Source organism: Streptococcus mitis, assembly GCF_946188695.1.
In the GTDB taxonomy this organism is placed as follows: domain Bacteria; phylum Bacillota; class Bacilli; order Lactobacillales; family Streptococcaceae; genus Streptococcus; species Streptococcus mitis_DF.
Genome location: NZ_CAMHWI010000001.1, coordinates 204,338 through 222,915, shown reverse-complemented (window position 1 = coordinate 222,915; position 18,578 = coordinate 204,338). Strand labels below are relative to the sequence as shown.

At 40.1% G+C, this 18,578-nt stretch carries 16 protein-coding genes and 1 other annotated feature; of the genes, 15 read left to right on the top strand and 1 reads right to left on the bottom strand.

The features are described 5' to 3' along the window. The 14 genes from N8L33_RS01045 (at nt 1) to N8L33_RS00980 (ending at nt 15,965) form a co-directional block, all read left to right on the top strand. Entirely contained in the window at nt 1-987 is a 987-nt protein-coding gene (locus N8L33_RS01045) for a glycosyltransferase family 2 protein (protein WP_261058059.1), read from the top strand. 16 nt (nt 988-1,003) lie between these two features. Further along, nucleotides 1,004-2,473 carry an O-antigen polysaccharide polymerase Wzy family protein gene (locus N8L33_RS01040; protein ID WP_060805606.1) on the top strand — a complete coding sequence of 490 codons (1,470 nt, stop codon included), beginning with the start codon at nt 1,004-1,006 and terminating at the stop codon, nt 2,471-2,473. Further along, complete coding sequence (gene tarQ, locus N8L33_RS01035; protein WP_261058058.1) at nt 2,466-3,500, top strand: teichoic acid biosynthesis protein TarQ; 1,035 nt, start codon at nt 2,466-2,468, stop codon at nt 3,498-3,500. The genes N8L33_RS01040 and tarQ overlap by 8 nt, the downstream gene beginning before the upstream one ends. Nucleotides 3,501-3,700: 200 nt before the next feature. Next, nucleotides 3,701-4,438, top strand: coding sequence for an adaptor protein MecA (gene mecA / locus N8L33_RS01030; RefSeq protein WP_261053894.1), 738 nt, complete (start codon nt 3,701-3,703; stop codon nt 4,436-4,438). 151 nt (nt 4,439-4,589) lie between these two features. Then, nucleotides 4,590-5,876, top strand: coding sequence for a homoserine dehydrogenase (locus N8L33_RS01025; protein WP_261029838.1), 1,287 nt, complete (start codon nt 4,590-4,592; stop codon nt 5,874-5,876). A 1-nt stretch (nt 5,877) separates the two neighbouring features. Then, the gene (gene thrB, locus N8L33_RS01020; RefSeq protein WP_261058057.1) at nt 5,878-6,747 is read left to right on the top strand and encodes a homoserine kinase; all 870 of its coding nucleotides are present in this window, start codon (nt 5,878-5,880) and stop codon (nt 6,745-6,747) included. A gap of 98 nt (nt 6,748-6,845) precedes the next feature. Beyond that, nucleotides 6,846-7,784: a peptide-methionine (R)-S-oxide reductase MsrB gene (msrB, locus tag N8L33_RS01015; protein WP_261058056.1), complete on the top strand. Its 939-nt coding sequence runs from the start codon at nt 6,846-6,848 to the stop codon at nt 7,782-7,784. Between the two features lie 60 nt (nt 7,785-7,844). Beyond that, nucleotides 7,845-9,569, top strand: a complete 1,725-nt coding sequence (locus N8L33_RS01010; RefSeq protein ID WP_261058055.1) for an ABC transporter ATP-binding protein — start codon at nt 7,845-7,847, stop codon at nt 9,567-9,569. A gap of 1 nt (nt 9,570) precedes the next feature. Beyond that, a complete protein-coding gene (locus tag N8L33_RS01005; protein ID WP_261058054.1) occupies nt 9,571-11,319 on the top strand; it encodes an ABC transporter ATP-binding protein in 1,749 nt (582 codons plus the stop codon). A 250-nt stretch (nt 11,320-11,569) separates the two neighbouring features. After that, nucleotides 11,570-12,829, top strand: a complete 1,260-nt coding sequence (locus N8L33_RS01000; protein ID WP_261058053.1) for a TRZ/ATZ family protein — start codon at nt 11,570-11,572, stop codon at nt 12,827-12,829. 75 nt (nt 12,830-12,904) lie between these two features. Further along, nucleotides 12,905-13,040, top strand: a sequence feature (ribosomal protein L10 leader region). A 38-nt stretch (nt 13,041-13,078) separates the two neighbouring features. Next, complete coding sequence (gene rplJ, locus N8L33_RS00995) at nt 13,079-13,579, top strand: 50S ribosomal protein L10 (RefSeq protein WP_001287277.1); 501 nt, start codon at nt 13,079-13,081, stop codon at nt 13,577-13,579. Nucleotides 13,580-13,651: 72 nt separating this feature from the next. Beyond that, nucleotides 13,652-14,020 carry a 50S ribosomal protein L7/L12 gene (rplL, locus tag N8L33_RS00990; RefSeq protein ID WP_001196965.1) on the top strand — a complete coding sequence of 123 codons (369 nt, stop codon included), beginning with the start codon at nt 13,652-13,654 and terminating at the stop codon, nt 14,018-14,020. A gap of 279 nt (nt 14,021-14,299) precedes the next feature. Continuing rightward, a complete protein-coding gene (locus tag N8L33_RS00985) occupies nt 14,300-15,304 on the top strand; it encodes an NADP-dependent oxidoreductase (RefSeq protein WP_261058052.1) in 1,005 nt (334 codons plus the stop codon). 16 nt (nt 15,305-15,320) lie between these two features. Further along, nucleotides 15,321-15,965, top strand: a complete 645-nt coding sequence (locus N8L33_RS00980; RefSeq protein WP_261058051.1) for a TetR/AcrR family transcriptional regulator — start codon at nt 15,321-15,323, stop codon at nt 15,963-15,965. Nucleotides 15,966-16,059: 94 nt separating this feature from the next. Here N8L33_RS00980 and gdhA read toward each other — a convergent pair whose 3' ends face one another. Then, nucleotides 16,060-17,406, bottom strand: a complete 1,347-nt coding sequence (gene gdhA, locus N8L33_RS00975) for an NADP-specific glutamate dehydrogenase (protein ID WP_070842577.1) — start codon at nt 17,404-17,406, stop codon at nt 16,060-16,062. A 229-nt stretch (nt 17,407-17,635) separates the two neighbouring features. Between gdhA and N8L33_RS00970 the strand changes: the two genes are divergently transcribed. Continuing rightward, the gene (locus tag N8L33_RS00970; protein WP_060805634.1) at nt 17,636-18,571 is read left to right on the top strand and encodes a dihydroorotate oxidase; all 936 of its coding nucleotides are present in this window, start codon (nt 17,636-17,638) and stop codon (nt 18,569-18,571) included. Nucleotides 18,572-18,578: the final 7 nt, after the last annotated feature.

Sequence of the window (18,578 nt, the reverse complement as noted above, 5' to 3'; positions counted from 1 at the left end):
ATGGAAACTGCATTAATTAGTGTCATTGTGCCAGTCTATAATGTGGCGCAGTACCTAGAAAAATCGATAGCTTCCATTCAGAAGCAGACCTATCAGAATCTGGAAATCATTCTTGTTGATGATGGAGCAACGGATGAAAGTGGTCGCTTGTGTGATTCAATCGCTGAACAAGATGATAGGGTGTCAGTGCTTCATAAAAAGAATGAAGGTTTGTCGCAAGCACGAAACGATGGAATGAAGCAGGCTCACGGGGATTATCTGATTTTTATTGATTCAGATGATTATATCCATCCAGAAATGATTCAGAGCTTATATGAGCAATTAATTCAAGAAGATGCGGATGTTTCGAGCTGTGGTGTCATGAATGTCTATGCTAATGATGAAAGCCCACAGTCAGCCAATCAGGATGACTATTTTGTCTGTGATTCTCAAACATTTCTAAAGGAATACCTCATAGGTGAAAAAATACCTGGAACGATTTGCAATAAGCTAATCAAGAGAGAGATTGCAACTGCCCTATCCTTTCCAAAGGGGTTGATTTACGAAGATGCCTATTACCATTTTGATTTAATCAAGTTGGCCAAGAGGTACGTTGTTAATACCAAACCCTATTATTACTATTTCCATAGAGGAGATAGTATTACGACTAAACCTTATGCAGAGAAGGATTTAGCCTATATTGATATTTACCAAAGGTTTTACAATGAAGTTGTGAAAAACTATCCTGACTTGAAAGAGGTTGCTTTTTTCAGATTGGCCTATGCCTACTTTTTTATTCTGGATAAGATGTTACTAGATGATCGGTATAAACAATTTGAAGCCTATTCTCAGATTCATCGCTTTTTAGAAGGCCATGCCTTTGCTATTGCTAGAAATCCAATTTTCCGTAAGGGGAGAAGAATTAGTGCTTTTGCTCTATTCATAAACATTTCCTTATACCGATTCTTATTACTGAAAAATATTGAAAAATCTAAAAAATTACATTAGAACGGGGGGTGAGCAAGTGATTGATGGAAAACGATTATTATTTAGTTTGACCATAGTCAGCTATGCCTTGACGCTAGTAAGTGGAATTGTGTATCTGTTTAATAATAACAATGTTAGCTTGCTTTCTACTTTATTGTTCTTACTGGTTAGTAGCTTAATTGCTTGTTGGAATGATATCAAGTATTACTTAATCCATTTTATTTTCTTTTTAACTATTTTTGTCTTTCTGGTATCAAGGCCGACCATTGATTATTTTAGAGATGGCGCTTTGGATACCTATCATCCCATAGCCTATCGTTTTGCCTTTATAGTTGTCATGGTTTCGATTCTGGGCTTGACCATCGGAGGTGTCCTGGCTCGTTACTTCATAGCTAGGAAGAAAATAAAAGTACCAAATATAGGAAATTCTCTAAAAGAGGTTTATATCAAGCGGTTACGCTTTGTATCACTAGGAGTTTTTCTTCTAACCTATCCTTTCTATTTCATTAGATTATTTGAACGACTCCTGTATCGCTTGCAGACTTCCTACTATGCCTACTATGCAAATTTTGAAAGTAAACTTCCTTATTTTACCTATATCTTATCAACCTTTACGGTCTACGCAATGTGTATGTATTTGGCAACCAAGCCAAAGAAATGGCAGGCAACAGCAGTTCTTGTCTCCTTTATTGCAGCTAATACTATTCATTTGGCAATCGGGACACGAAATCCCTTTATTTTAAGTATTTTATTTGCTTTTGTTTATTACTTTATGCGAGAGCAAACTGAAAAAGGAAAATGGATTGGGTTTAAAGAAAAGTTAGCGATTTTTGTAGGTTCTCCTATTCTCATGTTAGCGATGGGAGTGCTCAATTATGTACGGGATAATGTTCAAGTTTCCCATACAGGTTTCTGGGATATCTTACTTGACTTTATCTATAAACAAGGGACTAGTTTTGGTGTCTTGGCTCGAGGTTTTCTATTTAACAGTAGCTTACCTTACCGAGATTTCCGTAATTTTACTTTTGGTCCTGTTCTTGATTATTTTGCAAGGGGAAGTTTGGGGGCTATTTTCGGAGGAAAAGCCTTTGAGCATACCACCAATAGTGTGGAATTGGCTATTGATAGTAATAGTTATGCTCACAATCTATCCTATCTTGTTTTGAACAAGGAATATTTGAAAGGACATGGTATCGGAAGTAGTTATATCATGGAGTTGTATACAGACTATGGTATGATAGGAGTCTTTCTACTTAGTCTCTTACTCGGTATGTTATTCATAGCCATGCTGCAAGTAGCCTATCGCTCTAGAACAATCCTATTTGCCTTGTCCTTACTCATCTTGAATAATCTATTCTTTATGCCTAGAAGTAGCTTTTCAGAAAGTTTCTTCAATCTATTTACAATGCAATTCTGGGGAATTGTTCTTGTGATTATATTCGTAGCAAAAATGCTTACAAAAGAAAACCAGTATCTACTAAACAAAGGAGAAAAAAATCATGTTTGAACATTATTCAGTAGCTGATTTGTTTGCAAATCTTTACAAAAAACGAAAAGCAAATATTTTAGCTCTCATCGCTTTATTTGCTCTTATTGCTGTACCATTTACAATTAAAGCAGTTAGGAATAAAAATACTGTCAAAGATACAACAAGTTATTCAACTTATCTTAGCTATAAAATCACTCCTCCAGAAGACTCAGCCAAAACGATTTTGAATCATCAAATTGGTGGTTATAGTGATTTTTATGGGAAATTGATTGATGGGAATTTGAATGGAGCTTATCTTTTCAATGATGTAGAGCCCAGTGAGTTGAAAAAAATGGCCAGTGAATTGGATACGACAGAAACAACCTTGAAAAATTCAACGAATGACTATTGGTGGAAAAAATTGACCGTCTACTATATGATTGACGATGCAGGGGTTGGTGTGAAAATTTTGACACCAAGTAAAGATGTCAATGATTTGTTGGAGAAAAAATTTGATGGATTGATTGAGAAATTTAAACACACTTATGCAAATGTAAAAATTGAAAAATTGGAAACCATCAACTCTAAAGAATTGAATGCAAATGGTGAGACAGCGCTTGGATTAAATGTGAAGAATTTGATTCTCCGTTTAACTGTTATTGGAGTAATATGTGTGATTTTGGTTGTGATGGGAAATGTATTGGTTTATCTCTTTAATCCAACAATCAATAGAGCAGGTGATTTTTCTCAGTATCAAATTGATTTTGTAACAGAGATTACAACAATTGCCAACCTAGCAGATGTCTTGTCATACAAAAATGCTGGACAGGAATTGACCATCGTTAGCTCAAACAAAGCTATCCTAGATAAATTGAAACAAAATCAAGAGTCTTTAAAAGGAATGCATTTTGTCGATTTACAAGATGTGCCATCGCTTTTGGAAAGAGATACAGTCCTTCTTGTTGAAGAGTACGGAGTGACTCGTTATAAGAAGTTTGAGCAAAGTCTTCAAATTCTTCGAAACTTAAATCGCTCAATCCTCGGTGTAGCAACCTTTAAATTATAAGGATTCTGATGTATCATGTCTTCAAAGTTGGCTAAGAGCCGATTTTGAAGGCTTTTTCTATTTGTCTGCAGAAATTTTCTTTTGGAGTCTTCTACAGAAGTTACCCTATGGAAAATCTATCCCGACAGAGGAGCCTTCTTTTGATAAAATCGTAAAAATCTAGTATAATAGATAGAACTGAAAGTATGAGGTTACTAGCAATGAAAATGAAACAAATTAGTGATACAACTTTGAAAATCACGATGTCTTTAGAGGATTTGATGGATCGAGGAATGGAGATTGCTGACTTTCTCGTTCCTCAAGAAAAAACAGAAGAGTTCTTTTATGCTATCTTGGATGAGTTAGAGATGCCTGATAGCTTTCTAGATACAGGTATGTTGAGCTTCCGTGTGACTCCAAAACCTGATAAGGTAGATGTCTTTGTAACCAAGTCAAAGATTGACCAAAATCTAGATTTTGAAGACTTATCGGATTTACCAGATATGGAAGAATTGGCTCAAATGTCGCCAGATGAATTTATCAAAACCCTGGAAAAAAGCATCGCAGATAAAACCAAGGATGATATCGAAGCGATTCAATCTTTAGAGCAAGTCGAAGCCAAGGAAGAAGAGCAAGAGCAGGTTGAACAAGAAGTTGAAAGCAAGAAAGAGCCTTACATCTATTACATCCTTTCTTTTGCAAAGTTGGCTGACTTGGTAGCTTTTGCCCAGACAGTGACTTTTGAAATGGAAACTTCTGAACTCTACAAGATGAATGAGCGCTATTATTTGACCATTTTAGTGGATATTGAAAATCATCCAAGTCCATATCCAGCTTGGCTTTTGGCCCGTATGCGCGAGTTTGCGGATGATAGTGACATCAGTCGTTCAGTCTTGCAAGAGTATGGTCAAGTCTTGATGAATCACGATGCGGTGATTAATCTGCAAAAGATTGGATAATCATTTCTGGAAAGCTATTTCTAGATTTTAAGAAGAGCGAATCATCAGATTCGTTTTTTCTTTTCTAGAATGAAATAGTGATTTACTATAATAGGAATTTTCACAAAATTCTGTTATAATGGCTATATTAGAAAATTTCGAGGAGACAAACATGACAGTTAAAATTGCTTTACTAGGATTTGGTACCGTTGCAAGTGGTGTGCCTTTCCTCCTAAAGGAAAATGGAGAAAAAATCAATCAATCAGCACATTCAGAGATTGAAGTTGCCAAGGTATTGGTCAAGGATGAAGATGAAAAGAATCGCTTGCTTGCAGCAGGGAATGACTTTAACTTTGTAACCAATGTGGATGATATTTTATCAGACCAAGATATTACCATCGTAGTGGAATTGATGGGACGTATCGAACCTGCTAAAACCTTTATCACTCGTGCCTTGGAAGCTGGAAAGCATGTTGTGACTGCCAATAAGGACCTTTTGGCTGTCCATGGTGCAGAATTGTTAGAAATCGCTCAAGCTAATAAGGTAGCACTTTACTACGAAGCAGCAGTAGCTGGTGGTATTCCAATTCTTCGTACTTTAGCAAATTCCTTGGCTTCTGATAAAATCACGCGCGTGCTTGGTGTAGTCAATGGAACGTCCAACTTCATGATGACCAAGATGGTGGAAGAAGGATGGTCTTACGACGATGCTCTTGCAGAAGCGCAAAGACTTGGTTTTGCAGAAAGTGATCCGACAAATGACGTGGATGGGATTGATGCAGCCTACAAGATGGTTATTTTGAGTCAATTTGCCTTTGGCATGAAGGTCGCTTTTGACGACGTGGCCCACAAGGGAATCCGCAATATCACACCAGAAGACGTAGCTGTAGCCCAAGACTTGGGTTATGTAGTGAAATTGGTTGGTTCAATCGAAGAAACTCCTTCAGGTATTGCTGCAGAAGTAACTCCAACCTTCCTACCTAAAGCGCACCCACTTGCCAGTGTGAATGGCGTAATGAATGCTGTTTTTGTAGAATCTATCGGTATCGGCGAGTCTATGTACTACGGACCAGGTGCTGGTCAAAAACCAACTGCAACAAGTGTTGTAGCAGATATTGTCCGTATCGTTCGTCGCCTGAATGATGGAACCATCGGTAAAGACTTCAACGAATACAGCCGTGACTTGGTCTTGGCAAATCCAGAAGATGTCAAAGCAAATTACTACTTCTCAATCTTGGCGCCAGACTCAAAAGGTCAGGTCTTGAAATTGGCTGAAATCTTTAATGCCCAAGATATTTCCTTCAAGCAAATTCTCCAAGATGGAAAAGATGGTGACAAGGCGCGTGTTGTGATCATCACACACAAGATTAATAAAGCCCAGCTTGAAAATGTCTCAGCTGAATTGAAGAAGGTTTCAGAGTTCGACCTCTTAAATACCTTCAAGGTGCTAGGAGAATAAGATGAAGATTATTGTACCTGCAACCAGTGCCAATATCGGGCCAGGTTTTGACTCGGTCGGTGTAGCTGTAACCAAGTATCTTCAAATTGAGGTATGCGAAGAACGAGATGAGTGGCTGATTGAACACCAGATTGGCAAATGGATTCCCCATGACGAGCGTAATCTCTTGCTCAAAATCGCTTTGCAAATTGTACCAGATTTACAACCAAGACGTTTGAAAATGACTAGTGATGTTCCCTTGGCGCGTGGTCTGGGTTCTTCTAGCTCGGTTATTGTTGCTGGGATTGAACTAGCCAACCAACTAGGCAAGCTCAACTTGTCAGACCATGAAAAGTTGCAGTTGGCGACCAAGATTGAAGGACATCCTGATAATGTGGCTCCAGCCATCTATGGAAATCTCGTTATTGCAAGTTCCGTTGAAGGGAAAGTCTCAGTGATTGTGGCAGACTTCCCCGAGTGTGATTTTTTGGCTTATATTCCCAATTATGAATTACGCACTCGAGATAGCCGTGGTGTCTTGCCTAAGAAATTATCTTACAAGGAAGCTGTCGCTGCTAGTTCTATCGCCAATGTAGCTGTCGCAGCCTTATTGGCAGGAGATATGGTAACAGCTGGGCAAGCAATCGAGGGAGACCTCTTTCATGAGCGCTATCGTCAGGACTTGGTGAGAGAATTTGCAACCATTAAGCAAGTAGCCAAAGAAAATGGTGCCTATGCAACCTACCTCTCTGGTGCTGGGCCGACAGTTATGGTTTTGGCTTCTCATGACAAGATGCCAAGGATTAAGGCAGAATTGGAAAAGCAACCCTTCAAAGGAAAACTGCATGACTTGAAAGTTGATACCCAAGGTGTCCGTGTTGAAGCAAAATAAAGAATAGAAGATAGGATGGGGAAACTCTCGACCAGAGGGCTTCCTATCCTTTTTTTGAAAAGAAGTTTAGTTAAAAACTTGATAAAGGAGAAACGAAGATGGCAGAAATTTATCTAGCAGGTGGTTGTTTTTGGGGCCTAGAGGAGTATTTTTCACGAATTTCAGGCGTATTAGCGACCAGTGTTGGCTACGCTAATGGGCAAGTTGAAACGACCAATTATCAACTAATCAAGGAAACAGACCATGCAGAGACGGTTCAAGTGATTTATGATGAGAAGACAGTATTACTCAGAGAGATTTTACTTTATTATTTCCGTGTCATTGATCCATTGTCTATTAACCAGCAGGGGAATGACCGTGGTCGCCAATATCGAACTGGGATTTATTATCAGGATGAAGCAGACTTGTCAACTATCTACACAGTGGTGCAGGAGCAGGAGCGCCTGCTTGGGCGAAAGATTGCAGTAGAAGTGGAGGAACTGCGCCACTATATTTTGGCTGAAGACTACCACCAAGACTATCTCAAGAAAAATCCTTCCGGTTACTGTCATATCGATGTGACCGATGCTGAGAAGCCTTTGATTGACGCAGCTAACTATGAAAAGCCTAGTCAAGAAGTGTTGAAGAAAAGCTTAACTGAAGAGTCTTATCGTGTTACCCAAGAAGCTGCTACAGAGGCGCCGTTTACCAATGCCTATGACCAAACTTTTGAAGAGGGCGTTTATGTAGACATTACGACGGGGGAGCCACTCTTTTTTGCCAAGGATAAGTTTGCATCAGGATGTGGTTGGCCAAGTTTTAGCCGTCCGATTTCCAAAGAGTTGATTCACTACTACAAGGACCTGAGTCATGGAATGGAGCGAATCGAAGTTCGTTCTCGGTCAGGCAATGCTCACTTGGGTCATGTTTTCACAGATGGACCTCGGGAGTTAGGTGGCCTTCGTTACTGTATCAATTCTGCTTCCTTACGCTTTGTAGCCAAGGATGAGATGGACGAAGCAGGATATGGCTATCTATTGCCATACTTAAACAAATAAAATTCAGAGGGTGGGAGATCCCCACTTTCTTCATTTCCAGAATACGCATAGAAGGGATTTATGAAACACTTATTATCATACTTTAAACCCTACATCAAAGAATCAATTTTGGCACCCCTGTTCAAGTTACTTGAAGCTGTGTTTGAGCTTCTTGTTCCCATGGTGATCGCAGGGATTGTTGACCAATCCTTGCCCCAGAGAGATCAAGGACACCTCTGGATGCAGATTGGCCTGCTCCTTATCTTTGCAGTGATTGGCGTTTTAGTGGCCTTGGTAGCCCAGTTTTACTCAGCCAAGGCAGCGGTTGGTTTTGCCAAAGAACTGACAGACGACCTTTATCGTCATATTCTTTCCTTACCCAAGAACAGCAGAGATCGTCTGACAACTTCTAGCTTGGTGACTCGCTTGACTTCGGACACCTATCAGATTCAGACTGGTATCAATCAATTCCTACGCCTTTTTTTGCGAGCACCTATTATCGTTTTTGGAGCCATTTTTATGGCCTATCGCATCTCGTCTGAGCTGACTTTCTGGTTCTTAGTCATGGTTGTGATTTTGACAATCGTCATTGTAGGCCTCTCTCGACTGGTCAATCCTCTCTACAGTAGTCTCAGAAAGAAAACGGACCAGCTGGTTCAGGAAACGCGCCAGCAATTACAAGGCATGCGGGTTATTCGTGCTTTTGGACAAGAAAAACGAGAGTTACAGATTTTTCAAACCCTTAACCAAGTCTATGCCAGATTGCAAGAAAAAACAGGTTTCTGGTCTAGTTTGTTAACACCTCTGACCTATCTGATTGTTAATGGAACTCTTCTCGTCATCATCTGGCAGGGTTATATTTCTATTCAAGGAGGTTTACTCAGTCAAGGTGCCCTAATTGCCCTTATCAACTACCTCTTGCAGATTTTAGTGGAATTGGTCAAGCTCGCCATGCTGATAAATTCCCTCAACCAGTCCTATATTTCAGCCAAGCGAATCGAGGAAGTCTTTGATGAAGAGCCAGAAGATATCCATTCAGAGTTAGAACAAAAGCAAGCTACCAGCGAGGAGGTTTTACAAGTCCAAGAATTGACCTTTACCTATCCAGATGCGGCTCAGCCTTCTTTGAGAGACATTTCTTTTGATATGAAGCAAGGGCAAATCCTTGGTATCATTGGGGGGACGGGTTCTGGTAAATCAAGCTTGGTACAAGTATTACTTGGTCTTTATCCAGCAGACCAGGGGAGCATTGACCTTTATAGAAATGGACGTAGTCCTCTTAATCTTGAGCAGTGGCGGTCTTGGATTTCCTATGTGCCCCAAAAGGTCGAACTCTTTAAGGGAATCATTCGTTCCAACTTGACTCTAGGTTTAAATCACGAAGTGACTGATCAAGAGCTCTGGCAGGCCTTGGAGATTGCGCAAGCTAAGGATTTTGTCAGTGAAAAGGAAGGTCTCTTGGATGCCACTGTTGAGGCAGGAGGTCGAAATTTCTCAGGTGGGCAAAAACAAAGGCTGTCTATCGCACGTGCAGTCTTGCGCCGAGCTCCGTTCCTTATCCTAGATGATGCGACCTCGGCCCTCGACACCATCACCGAGTCCAAGCTCTTGAAAGCTATTCGAGAAAATCTGCCAAATACGAGCTTAATCTTGATTTCTCAACGGACTTCGACACTTCAGATGGCTGACCAGATTCTCCTCTTGGAAAAAGGTGAGCTCCTAGCTATTGGCAAGCACGAGGAATTGATGCAAACTAGTCAAGTTTATCGTGAAATCAATGCATCCCAACATGGAAAGGAGGACTAATATGAGACGACAAACTGCAAACCAGACGCTCAAACGTTTAGCCATAGATTTAGCCAGTCATCCTTTCCTCCTTTTCCTAGTCTTTCTAGGAACTATTGCCCAAGTTGGCTTATCGATTTACCTACCTATTCTGATTGGGCAGGTCATCGACCAAGTCCTAGTGGCTGGTTCTTCACCAGTTTTTTGGCAGATTTTCCTCCAGATGATCTTGGTGGTCATAGGAAATACACTGGTACAATGGGCAAATCCTCTTCTTTATAATCGCCTAATCTTCTCTTATACCAGAGACTTGAGAGAGCGAATCATCCATAAGCTCCATCGTTTACCGATTGCTTTTGTGGATCGGCAGGGCAGTGGAGAGATGGTCAGTCGTGTGACCACAGACATAGAACAGTTGGCAGCCGGCTTGACCATGATTTTTAACCAATTTTTCATTGGTGTCTTAATGATTTTGGTTAGTATCCTAGCCATGCTTCAAATTCACCTCCTCATGACCCTCTTGGTCTTGCTGTTGACACCACTGTCCATGGTAATTTCACGCTTTATTGCCAAACGCTCTTATCATCTATTCCAGAAGCAAACAGAGACGAGGGGCATTCAGACTCAGTTGATTGAAGAATCGCTTAGCCAGCAGACTATTATACAGTCTTTTAATGCTCAAACAGAGTTTATCCAAAGGCTCCATGAGGCTAATAACAATTACGCAGGCTATTCTCAGTCAGCCATCTTTTATTCTTCAACGGTTAATCCTTCGACCCGCTTTGTCAACGCGCTCATTTACGCTCTTCTTGCTGGAGTAGGAGCTTATCGTATCATGATGGGGTCCACCTTGACCATCGGACGTTTAGTGACTTTTTTGAACTATGTTCAGCAATACACCAAACCTTTTAACGATATTTCTTCAGTTCTAGCCGAGTTGCAAAGTGCTTTAGCTTGTGCAGAGCGTGTCTATGCTGTCTTAGAAAGTCCTGAGGTGGCTGAAACAGGCAAGGAAGTCTTGAACAGTTACCAGGTGAAGGGGGCCATTTCCTTTAAACAGGTTTCTTTTGGCTACCATCCTGAAAAGATTTTGATTAAGGATTTATCTATTGATATTCCAGCTGGTAGCAAGGTAGCCATCGTTGGTCCGACAGGTGCTGGGAAATCAACTCTTATCAATCTCCTCATGCGTTTTTACCCTATTAATTCAGGAGATATCTTGTTAGATGGGCAATCTATTTATGATTATACCCGAGCATCATTGAGACAGCAGTTTGGCATGGTGCTCCAAGAGACCTGGCTCAAGCAAGGGACCATTCATGACAATATTGCCTTTGGGAATCCTGATGCCAGTCGGGAGCAAGTGATTACTGCTGCAAAGGCAGCCAATGCAGACTTTTTCATCCAACAGTTGCCACAGGGATACGATACCAAGTTGGAAAATGCAGGAGAATCTCTCTCTGTTGGTCAAGCCCAGCTCTTGACCATCGCACGAGTCTTTCTAGCTATTCCAAAGATTCTTATCTTAGACGAGGCGACTTCCTCCATTGATACACGGACAGAAGTGCTAGTACAGGATGCCTTCGCTAAACTCATGACGGGGCGCACAAGTTTTATCATTGCCCACCGTTTGTCAACCATTCAGGATGCAGATTTGATTCTTGTCTTGGTGGATGGCGACATTGTTGAGTATGGGAACCATCAGGAACTCATGGCTAGAAAAGGCAAGTATTACCAAATGCAAAAAGCTGCCGCTTTTATCTCTGAATAATCCTTTCTATTTTGAAATTTTATGGACGAAAAAAGTTGCCTTCGGGTGACTTTTTTGTTACAATAGCTAGAAAAATTGTTCACTGTAATACTCAATGAAAATTAAAGAGCAAACTAGGAAGTTAGCCGCAGGTTGCTCAAAGCACTGCTTTGAGGTTGTAGATAAGACTCAGTAACATATACCTACGGCAAGGTGAAGCTGACGTGGTTTGAATTTGAGTATAAATTGTCTTTTAGAAAAGGAGCCTAGAATGAAAGTCTATCAGCATGTAAATATCGTGACTTGTGATCAAGACTTCCATGTTTATCTGAATGGAATCTTAGCTGTTAAGGATTCTCAAATCGTCTATGTTGGTCAAGAGAAGTCAGAGATTTTAGAGAAAGCTGAGCAGATTATAGACTATCAGGGAGCCTGGATTATGCCTGGTTTGGTCAATTGTCACACCCATTCTGCTATGACAGGCTTGCGAGGGATTCGAGATGATAGCAATCTCCATGAATGGCTCAATGACTATATTTGGCCTGCAGAAGCTGAGTTTACTCCAGACATGACTACCAAGGCGGTCAAAGAAGCGCTGACAGAAATGCTCCAGTCAGGAACAACAACCTTCAACGATATGTATAATCCCAATGGAGTGGAGATTGAGCAGATTTATCAGGCAGTGAAAACTTCCAAGATGCGTTGTTATTTCTCACCGACTCTTTTTTCTTCAGAGGAAGAGACAACTGCTGAGACGATAAACAGAACTCGAACAATTATTGAGGGAATTATTGGATATAAAAATCCAAATTTCAAGGTGATGGTAGCCCCACATTCTCCCTACAGCTGTAGTAGAGACTTGCTGGCAGAAAGCTTAGATATGGCAAAAGAGTTGAATATTCCTATCCATATTCATGTTGCGGAGACCAAGGAGGAGTCAGGAATTATCCTGAAACGCTACGGCAAACGTCCCCTTGCTTTTCTAGAAGAACTGGGTTACTTAGATCATCCATCTGTCTTTGCTCACGGGGGCGAACTAAACGAGAGGGAAATTGAACGCTTAGCAACTTCTCACGTGGCTATCGCCCACAATCCTATCAGTAATCTCAAATTGGCATCAGGGATTGCTCCTATCATTCAACTGCAAAAAGCAGGAGTGGCAGTCGGAATTGCGACTGACTCGGTTGCTTCCAATAACAATCTAGATATGTTTGAGGAAGGGCGGATCGCCACTCTCCTACAGAAAATGAAGAGTGGGGATGCCAGCCAATTTCCGATCGAAACAGCCCTTAAGGCACTAACAATCGAAGGGGCTAAGGTCCTAGGGATGGAACATCAGATAGGAAGTTTGGAAGTTGGTAAACAGGCAGATTTTCTCGTTATTCAACCACAAGGGAAAATTCATCTCCAACCTCAGGAAAATATGCTTTCTCATCTCGTCTATGCTGTTAAATCCAGTGATGTAGATGATGTCTATATTGCTGGAGAACCAGTAGTTAAGCAAGGTCAAGTCCTGACAGTAGAACTTTAGAAGAAAAATCACGAAAAAATTTTAAAAAAGTTTGCAAAAATCTTGCATTCTTTTTTTAACTATGCTATACTTATATACGGTTTGAAAAAACTGCCTAAGACAGTAGGGGAGCTCGACTCATAAGGATCCTACCGAGGACAAAACGTATCATGTAAAAAGAAGCGTATTGTACTTTCGTGTCTAGGTTTGGGCGCGTTTTTCTTTTGGAAAAATTCCCCAAGCAAAATAATAACGGAGGTGAACACACTAATGAGTGAAGCAATTATTGCTAAAAAAGCGGAACTAGTTGACGTAGTAGCTGAGAAAATGAAAGCTGCTGCATCTATCGTCGTTGTAGACGCTCGTGGTTTGACAGTTGAGCAAGATACAGTTCTTCGTCGTGAGCTTCGTGGAAGCGAAGTTGAGTATAAAGTGATTAAAAACTCAATCTTGCGTCGTGCAGCTGAAAAAGCTGGTCTTGAAGATCTTGCATCTGTATTTGTTGGACCATCTGCAGTAGCATTTTCTAACGAAGATGTTATCGCACCAGCGAAAATCTTGAACGACTTTTCTAAAAACGCTGAAGCACTTGAAATCAAAGGTGGTGCAATCGAAGGCGCTGTCGCATCTAAAGAAGAGATTCTTGCTCTTGCAACTCTTCCAAACCGCGAAGGACTTCTTTCTATGCTCCTTTCTGTACTTCAAGCGCCAGTGCGCAACGTTGCTCTTGCAGTCAAAGCGGTTGCAGACAACAAAGAAGACGCAGCTTAATCTTAAGCTACGCAGCGTAGCCTAGCTACGAAAATCTATTATAAATTTAAAACATATTTGGAGGAAATAACAATGGCATTGAACATTGAAAACATTATTGCTGAAATTAAAGAAGCTTCAATCCTTGAATTGAACGACCTTGTAAAAGCTATCGAAGAAGAATTTGGTGTAACTGCAGCTGCTCCTGTAGCTGTTGCTGCAGCTGGTGCTGCTGACGCTGGTGCTGCTAAAGATTCATTCGACGTTGAATTGACATCTGCAGGCGACAAAAAAGTTGGCGTTATCAAAGTTGTACGTGAAATCACAGGTCTTGGACTTAAAGAAGCTAAAGAACTTGTTGACGGTGCACCAGCACTTGTTAAAGAAGGCGTTGCAACTGCAGAAGCTGAAGAAATCAAAGCTAAATTGGAAGAAGCTGGAGCTTCAGTTACTCTTAAATAATAGAGCGACTACATTAGTAGCTTAAAAACATGATTAAACCGCTATTCTTAGGACTAGCGGTTTTTATTTTTATGTGCCAGGGGGCAAAAAAGGGAAAGGAATCTTTAAAAGTGAGGAGAGTTAGATTGAAAGAATCATATTGGTAAATCGAAATGATGGATATTTGTATCATGTCATAAATCGTTATCAAACGATAATATTGATTTTCTTACAAATTAAGAGTATAATTTATAAAAATGAGTGTTCACTCAATTTTTGTGAAATTAAGGAGTAAAGAAAATGGTTGTTGAAGCAATAGAGTACAGTCGTTTCGGTAACGAAGAGGTCTTGGATTTGCTGAAGATCGACTCTACAGCCTTGGATGTAAATCAGGTGAGAGTAGAAGTTCATGCTGTTGGTTTAAATCCTATTGATTATAAAACTTTTGAGGGAGCGAAACCCCTTCGATTTCTATCTTTTATAACGAAATTAAGGAAACCAAGTCGTTGGTTTGAATCTAAATCATCTTTATTTCCAAGAGGTGTGGGGAGAGATTTTTCTGGAGTTATTACAGAAGTTGGAAATGAAGTAACTAGATTTTCAGTAGGAGATAAGGTGTTTGGAACAATGATTAGCGATCCTGGTTTGGGAACTAAGAGGGGAGCTTTAGCAACAGAAATTTGTGTCAATGAATCGGAAATTGTATTGAAACCAGAGATGATCGACATGACTCACGCAACTACTATGGGAGTAGCTGCTCTAACTGTGGGTGGGGCTTTTAGAAGAATCGGTTTAAATTCAAGGGATACTGTTATTATTTCAGCTGCAGCAGGAGGTATTGGAAGTATTGCAGTACAGTATGCAGTGGCTAAGGGGGCGACAGTGATTGGAATAGCAAGTAAGAAAAATGCAGAGTATCTGAAGTCTTTAGGTGCCATACCAGTAAGTTACGAAGAGAATATCAAGAAGGCTCTTCTATCAGCTAGTCCAACGCCTATTACAAAATTTTTGGATTGTTATGGATCTGATTATGTTAGATTGGCTTTTAGTTTAGGCTTGAAGGGGACAGCTATTGGGACATTAGTACCTTCGCCCTATGTTATGATAAAAGGTGCTCAGTTTACTGGTCCGAGACATTCCACATATGATGATTTTAGCACTTTAGCTGAAATGGTCTCAGACGGGAAGGTTCAGCTGAAAATTGATCAAGTGTATGACTTTTCTCTAAAGTCAGTTAGAGAAGCCTATCGTAGTCTGAAAATGGGACACAGTCGAGGCAAAAAAGTCGTAAAAGTAAGAGAGTAGAAGAGAGGTGTTAGCGATGGAAAGTTTAGAACAAAAGTATGCTCAGACGTTAGAAGTTAGCAACTTGAGCTTGAAACAACGTCGAGTATTATTATCAAGCTTAAAATTATTCTCAGAAATGGGATTTGAGAATACAACGTCCAGCCTTATTGCCGAACGCGCTGGAGTGTCAGAAGGAACTGTTTTTAGTTACTTTAAAACAAAGGAAGGTATTTTAGAAACCATTTTATCTACTTTTCTAGAACAGGTTATTCCAGAAGTAATTGCGGATTTCTCAGAAAAAAAATTCACAGTAGATCAAGAAACTTTTCCCTTCTTTTTAAAAAGTATTGTTCGAGATAGGCTCTTTTTCATTCAGGAGAACCAAATGCATGTTAAAATTCTCTTGGGGCGTTCTTTTATTGATAAAAATCTTTCTATCCAGTTAGGAAATATTATTGTTCAATCTATAATAGAACCAATTAGCCCTGTTTTAAATCAATTTAAAGAAAAAGGACTTATTCTAAATTGGTCAAATGAAAGAATTGTTCGTTACATCTTAGCATTGAGTTTTTCTTATCTTATTCCCATGATGTTGAATGATGAAGGAACTATAAACATAGATGAAGCAGTTGATGAGATTGTTGAATGTTTGTCATCTGCCCTAATGAAAGTAAAATAAATTCTGATGTTAAAACTCACTGTTAATGGTGAGTTTTTTTGGATTCAACATAAAAATCCCCAATCGTAGCGATTGAGGATTAAGCAAATGAGTCTTAAACAATACCTTGTGCAATCATAGCGTTTGCTACATTTTCAAAGGCAGCAATGTTTGCTCCTGCAAGGTAGTCTTTATCAAGACCATATGTTTCTGAAGTTGTTTTAGCAGTGTTGAAGATGTTTGTCATGATGTCTTTGAGACGTCCATCAACTTCTTCACGAGTCCATGAGAGGCGAAGGCTATTTTGGCTCATTTCAAGGGCTGAAACGGCTACACCACCAGCGTTGGCAGCTTTTGCAGGTCCGTAGAAGATACCATTTTCTTTGTAAACTTTGATGGCATCAAGGTCGCTTGGCATGTTGGCACCTTCAGATACACAGATAACTCCTTGAGCAACCAAACGTTTAGCTGCTTCACCGTTGATTTCGTTTTGAGTCGCACATGGAAGAGCGATATCATAGTTTCCAGCGTAAGTCCATACAGAACCTTCGTGATATGTTGCAGTTGCTTTTTCAGCAGCATACTCAGTCAAACGAGCACGACGTTTTTCTTTAACATCAACCAAAAGATCGAAGTCGATACCATTTTCATCGATGACATAACCATTTGAGTCAGATACAGAGATAACAGTTGCACCAAGTTCAGTCGCTTTTTGAAGAGCGTATTGAGCTACGTTACCAGAACCTGAAATAACGACTTTCTTACCAGCAAAGCTATTACCGTTAGCTTTAAGCATTTCTTCAGTGTAGTAAACCAAACCATAACCAGTTGCTTCTGGACGAATCAAGCTACCACCAAATCCAAGAGGTTTACCAGTCAAGACACCAGCATCAAATTGGTTAAGGCGTTTGTATTGACCGTAAAGGTAACCAATCTCACGTCCACCAACACCGATATCACCAGCAGGTACGTCAAGTGATGGTCCGATGTGTTTTTGCAATTCAGTCATGAAGCTTTGGCAGAAACGCATCACTTCAGCATCTGTTTTACCTTTAGGATCGAAGTCTGATCCACCTTTACCTCCACCGATAGGAAGTCCAGTCAAGACGTTTTTAAAGATTTGTTCAAATCCGAGGAATTTCAAAATCCCTTGGTTAACAGTTGGGTGGAAACGAAGTCCACCTTTGTATGGTCCAACAGCTGAGTTGAATTGAACACGGTAACCACGGTTTACTTGAATGTTTCCATCACGGTCAACCCAAGGAACACGGAAAGAAATCACGCGCTCTGGCTCAGTAATACGTGCCAAGATATTTTCTTCGATATACTCAGGGTGTTTTTCAAATACAGGTTCTAAAGTGTTGAAAAATTCTTCAACAGCTTGGAGGAATTCAGCCTCGTGCCCGTTACGAGCTTTTACAGTTTCAAACACGCTTTGGATATATTCTTTAGCAGATGTCATATCGTTCTCCTTAAATTCTAATTTAATTATGAGTGTCATTATAGCAGAATTTTTTTTAACTGTAAAGAGAAAAAACAAAAATTTTCTAAAAATTCTTTCAATTTAGTTTTTGGGATTTTTTGAAAGTAGATAAAAAACGAACGTTTTTCTTATAAATGCCTTTCTTAAAGAGAAAATCTGAAAATGTGGTATAATATTAGCAATAAAAGGAATCTGGAGGATCAGAATCATGGTATCAACGAAAACACAAATTGCTGGTTTTGAGTTTGACAATTGTTTGATGAATGCAGCAGGTGTGGCTTGTATGACGATAGAGGAGTTAGAAGGAGTTAAAAACTCAGCGGCAGGAACCTTTGTCACTAAGACAGCAACCCTGGAATTTCGTCAGGGAAATCCTGAGCCACGCTATCAAGATGTTCCACTTGGTTCTATCAACTCTATGGGCTTGCCGAATAAGGGCTTAGACTATTATTTGGATTATCTTTTGGATTTGCAAGAAAAAGAGCCAAATCGAACTTTCTTCTTATCTCTAGTCGGTATGTCTCCAGAGGAAACCCATACTATCTTGAAAAAAGTCCAAGAGAGTGAGTTTCGTGGTCTGATTGAGCTAAACCTCTCCTGTCCAAATGTTCCAGGTAAACCTCAGATTGCCTATGATTTTGAGACAACAGACCGGATTTTGACAGAAGTATTTGCCTACTTCACCAAACCTCTTGGAATTAAATTGCCACCATATTTTGACATTGTTCACTTTGACCAAGCGGCAGCTATTTTCAATAAGTATCCTCTTAAGTTTGTCAACTGCGTCAACTCTATCGGAAACGGCCTATATATAGAAGATGAGTCTGTCGTTATTCGTCCTAAAAATGGTTTCGGTGGGATTGGGGGAGAGTACATCAAACCGACTGCTCTAGCCAATGTTCATGCTTTCTACCAACGCTTAAATCCTCAAATACAAATTATCGGAACAGGTGGCGTGTTGACTGGTCGAGATGCCTTTGAACATATCCTCTGTGGAGCAAGTATGGTGCAGGTGGGAACCACCCTTCACAAAGAAGGAATTGGTGCTTTTGACCGCATTACCAATGAACTAAAAGAAATCATGTCGGAAAAAGGGTACGAGAGCCTAGAAGATTTCCGTGGGAAATTGCGCTATATTGACTAAATTAAAT

What these genes read in the sequence shown, in the direction of transcription:
- N8L33_RS01000 (WP_261058053.1), top strand. Translation starts at nt 11,570, where the DNA reads ATGAAAGTCTATCAGCATGTAAATATCGTGACTTGTGATCAAGACTTC.
- mecA (WP_261053894.1), top strand. Translation starts at nt 3,701, where the DNA reads ATGAAAATGAAACAAATTAGTGATACAACTTTGAAAATCACGATGTCT.
- gdhA (WP_070842577.1), bottom strand. Translation starts at nt 17,406, where the DNA reads ATGACATCTGCTAAAGAATATATCCAAAGCGTGTTTGAAACTGTAAAA.
- msrB (WP_261058056.1), top strand. Translation starts at nt 6,846, where the DNA reads ATGGCAGAAATTTATCTAGCAGGTGGTTGTTTTTGGGGCCTAGAGGAG.
- N8L33_RS01045 (WP_261058059.1), top strand. Translation starts at nt 1, where the DNA reads ATGGAAACTGCATTAATTAGTGTCATTGTGCCAGTCTATAATGTGGCG.
- N8L33_RS00970 (WP_060805634.1), top strand. Translation starts at nt 17,636, where the DNA reads ATGGTATCAACGAAAACACAAATTGCTGGTTTTGAGTTTGACAATTGT.
- N8L33_RS00980 (WP_261058051.1), top strand. Translation starts at nt 15,321, where the DNA reads ATGGAAAGTTTAGAACAAAAGTATGCTCAGACGTTAGAAGTTAGCAAC.
- N8L33_RS01010 (WP_261058055.1), top strand. Translation starts at nt 7,845, where the DNA reads ATGAAACACTTATTATCATACTTTAAACCCTACATCAAAGAATCAATT.
- tarQ (WP_261058058.1), top strand. Translation starts at nt 2,466, where the DNA reads ATGTTTGAACATTATTCAGTAGCTGATTTGTTTGCAAATCTTTACAAA.
- rplJ (WP_001287277.1), top strand. Translation starts at nt 13,079, where the DNA reads ATGAGTGAAGCAATTATTGCTAAAAAAGCGGAACTAGTTGACGTAGTA.
- N8L33_RS01005 (WP_261058054.1), top strand. Translation starts at nt 9,571, where the DNA reads ATGAGACGACAAACTGCAAACCAGACGCTCAAACGTTTAGCCATAGAT.
- N8L33_RS00985 (WP_261058052.1), top strand. Translation starts at nt 14,300, where the DNA reads ATGGTTGTTGAAGCAATAGAGTACAGTCGTTTCGGTAACGAAGAGGTC.
- thrB (WP_261058057.1), top strand. Translation starts at nt 5,878, where the DNA reads ATGAAGATTATTGTACCTGCAACCAGTGCCAATATCGGGCCAGGTTTT.
- N8L33_RS01025 (WP_261029838.1), top strand. Translation starts at nt 4,590, where the DNA reads ATGACAGTTAAAATTGCTTTACTAGGATTTGGTACCGTTGCAAGTGGT.
- rplL (WP_001196965.1), top strand. Translation starts at nt 13,652, where the DNA reads ATGGCATTGAACATTGAAAACATTATTGCTGAAATTAAAGAAGCTTCA.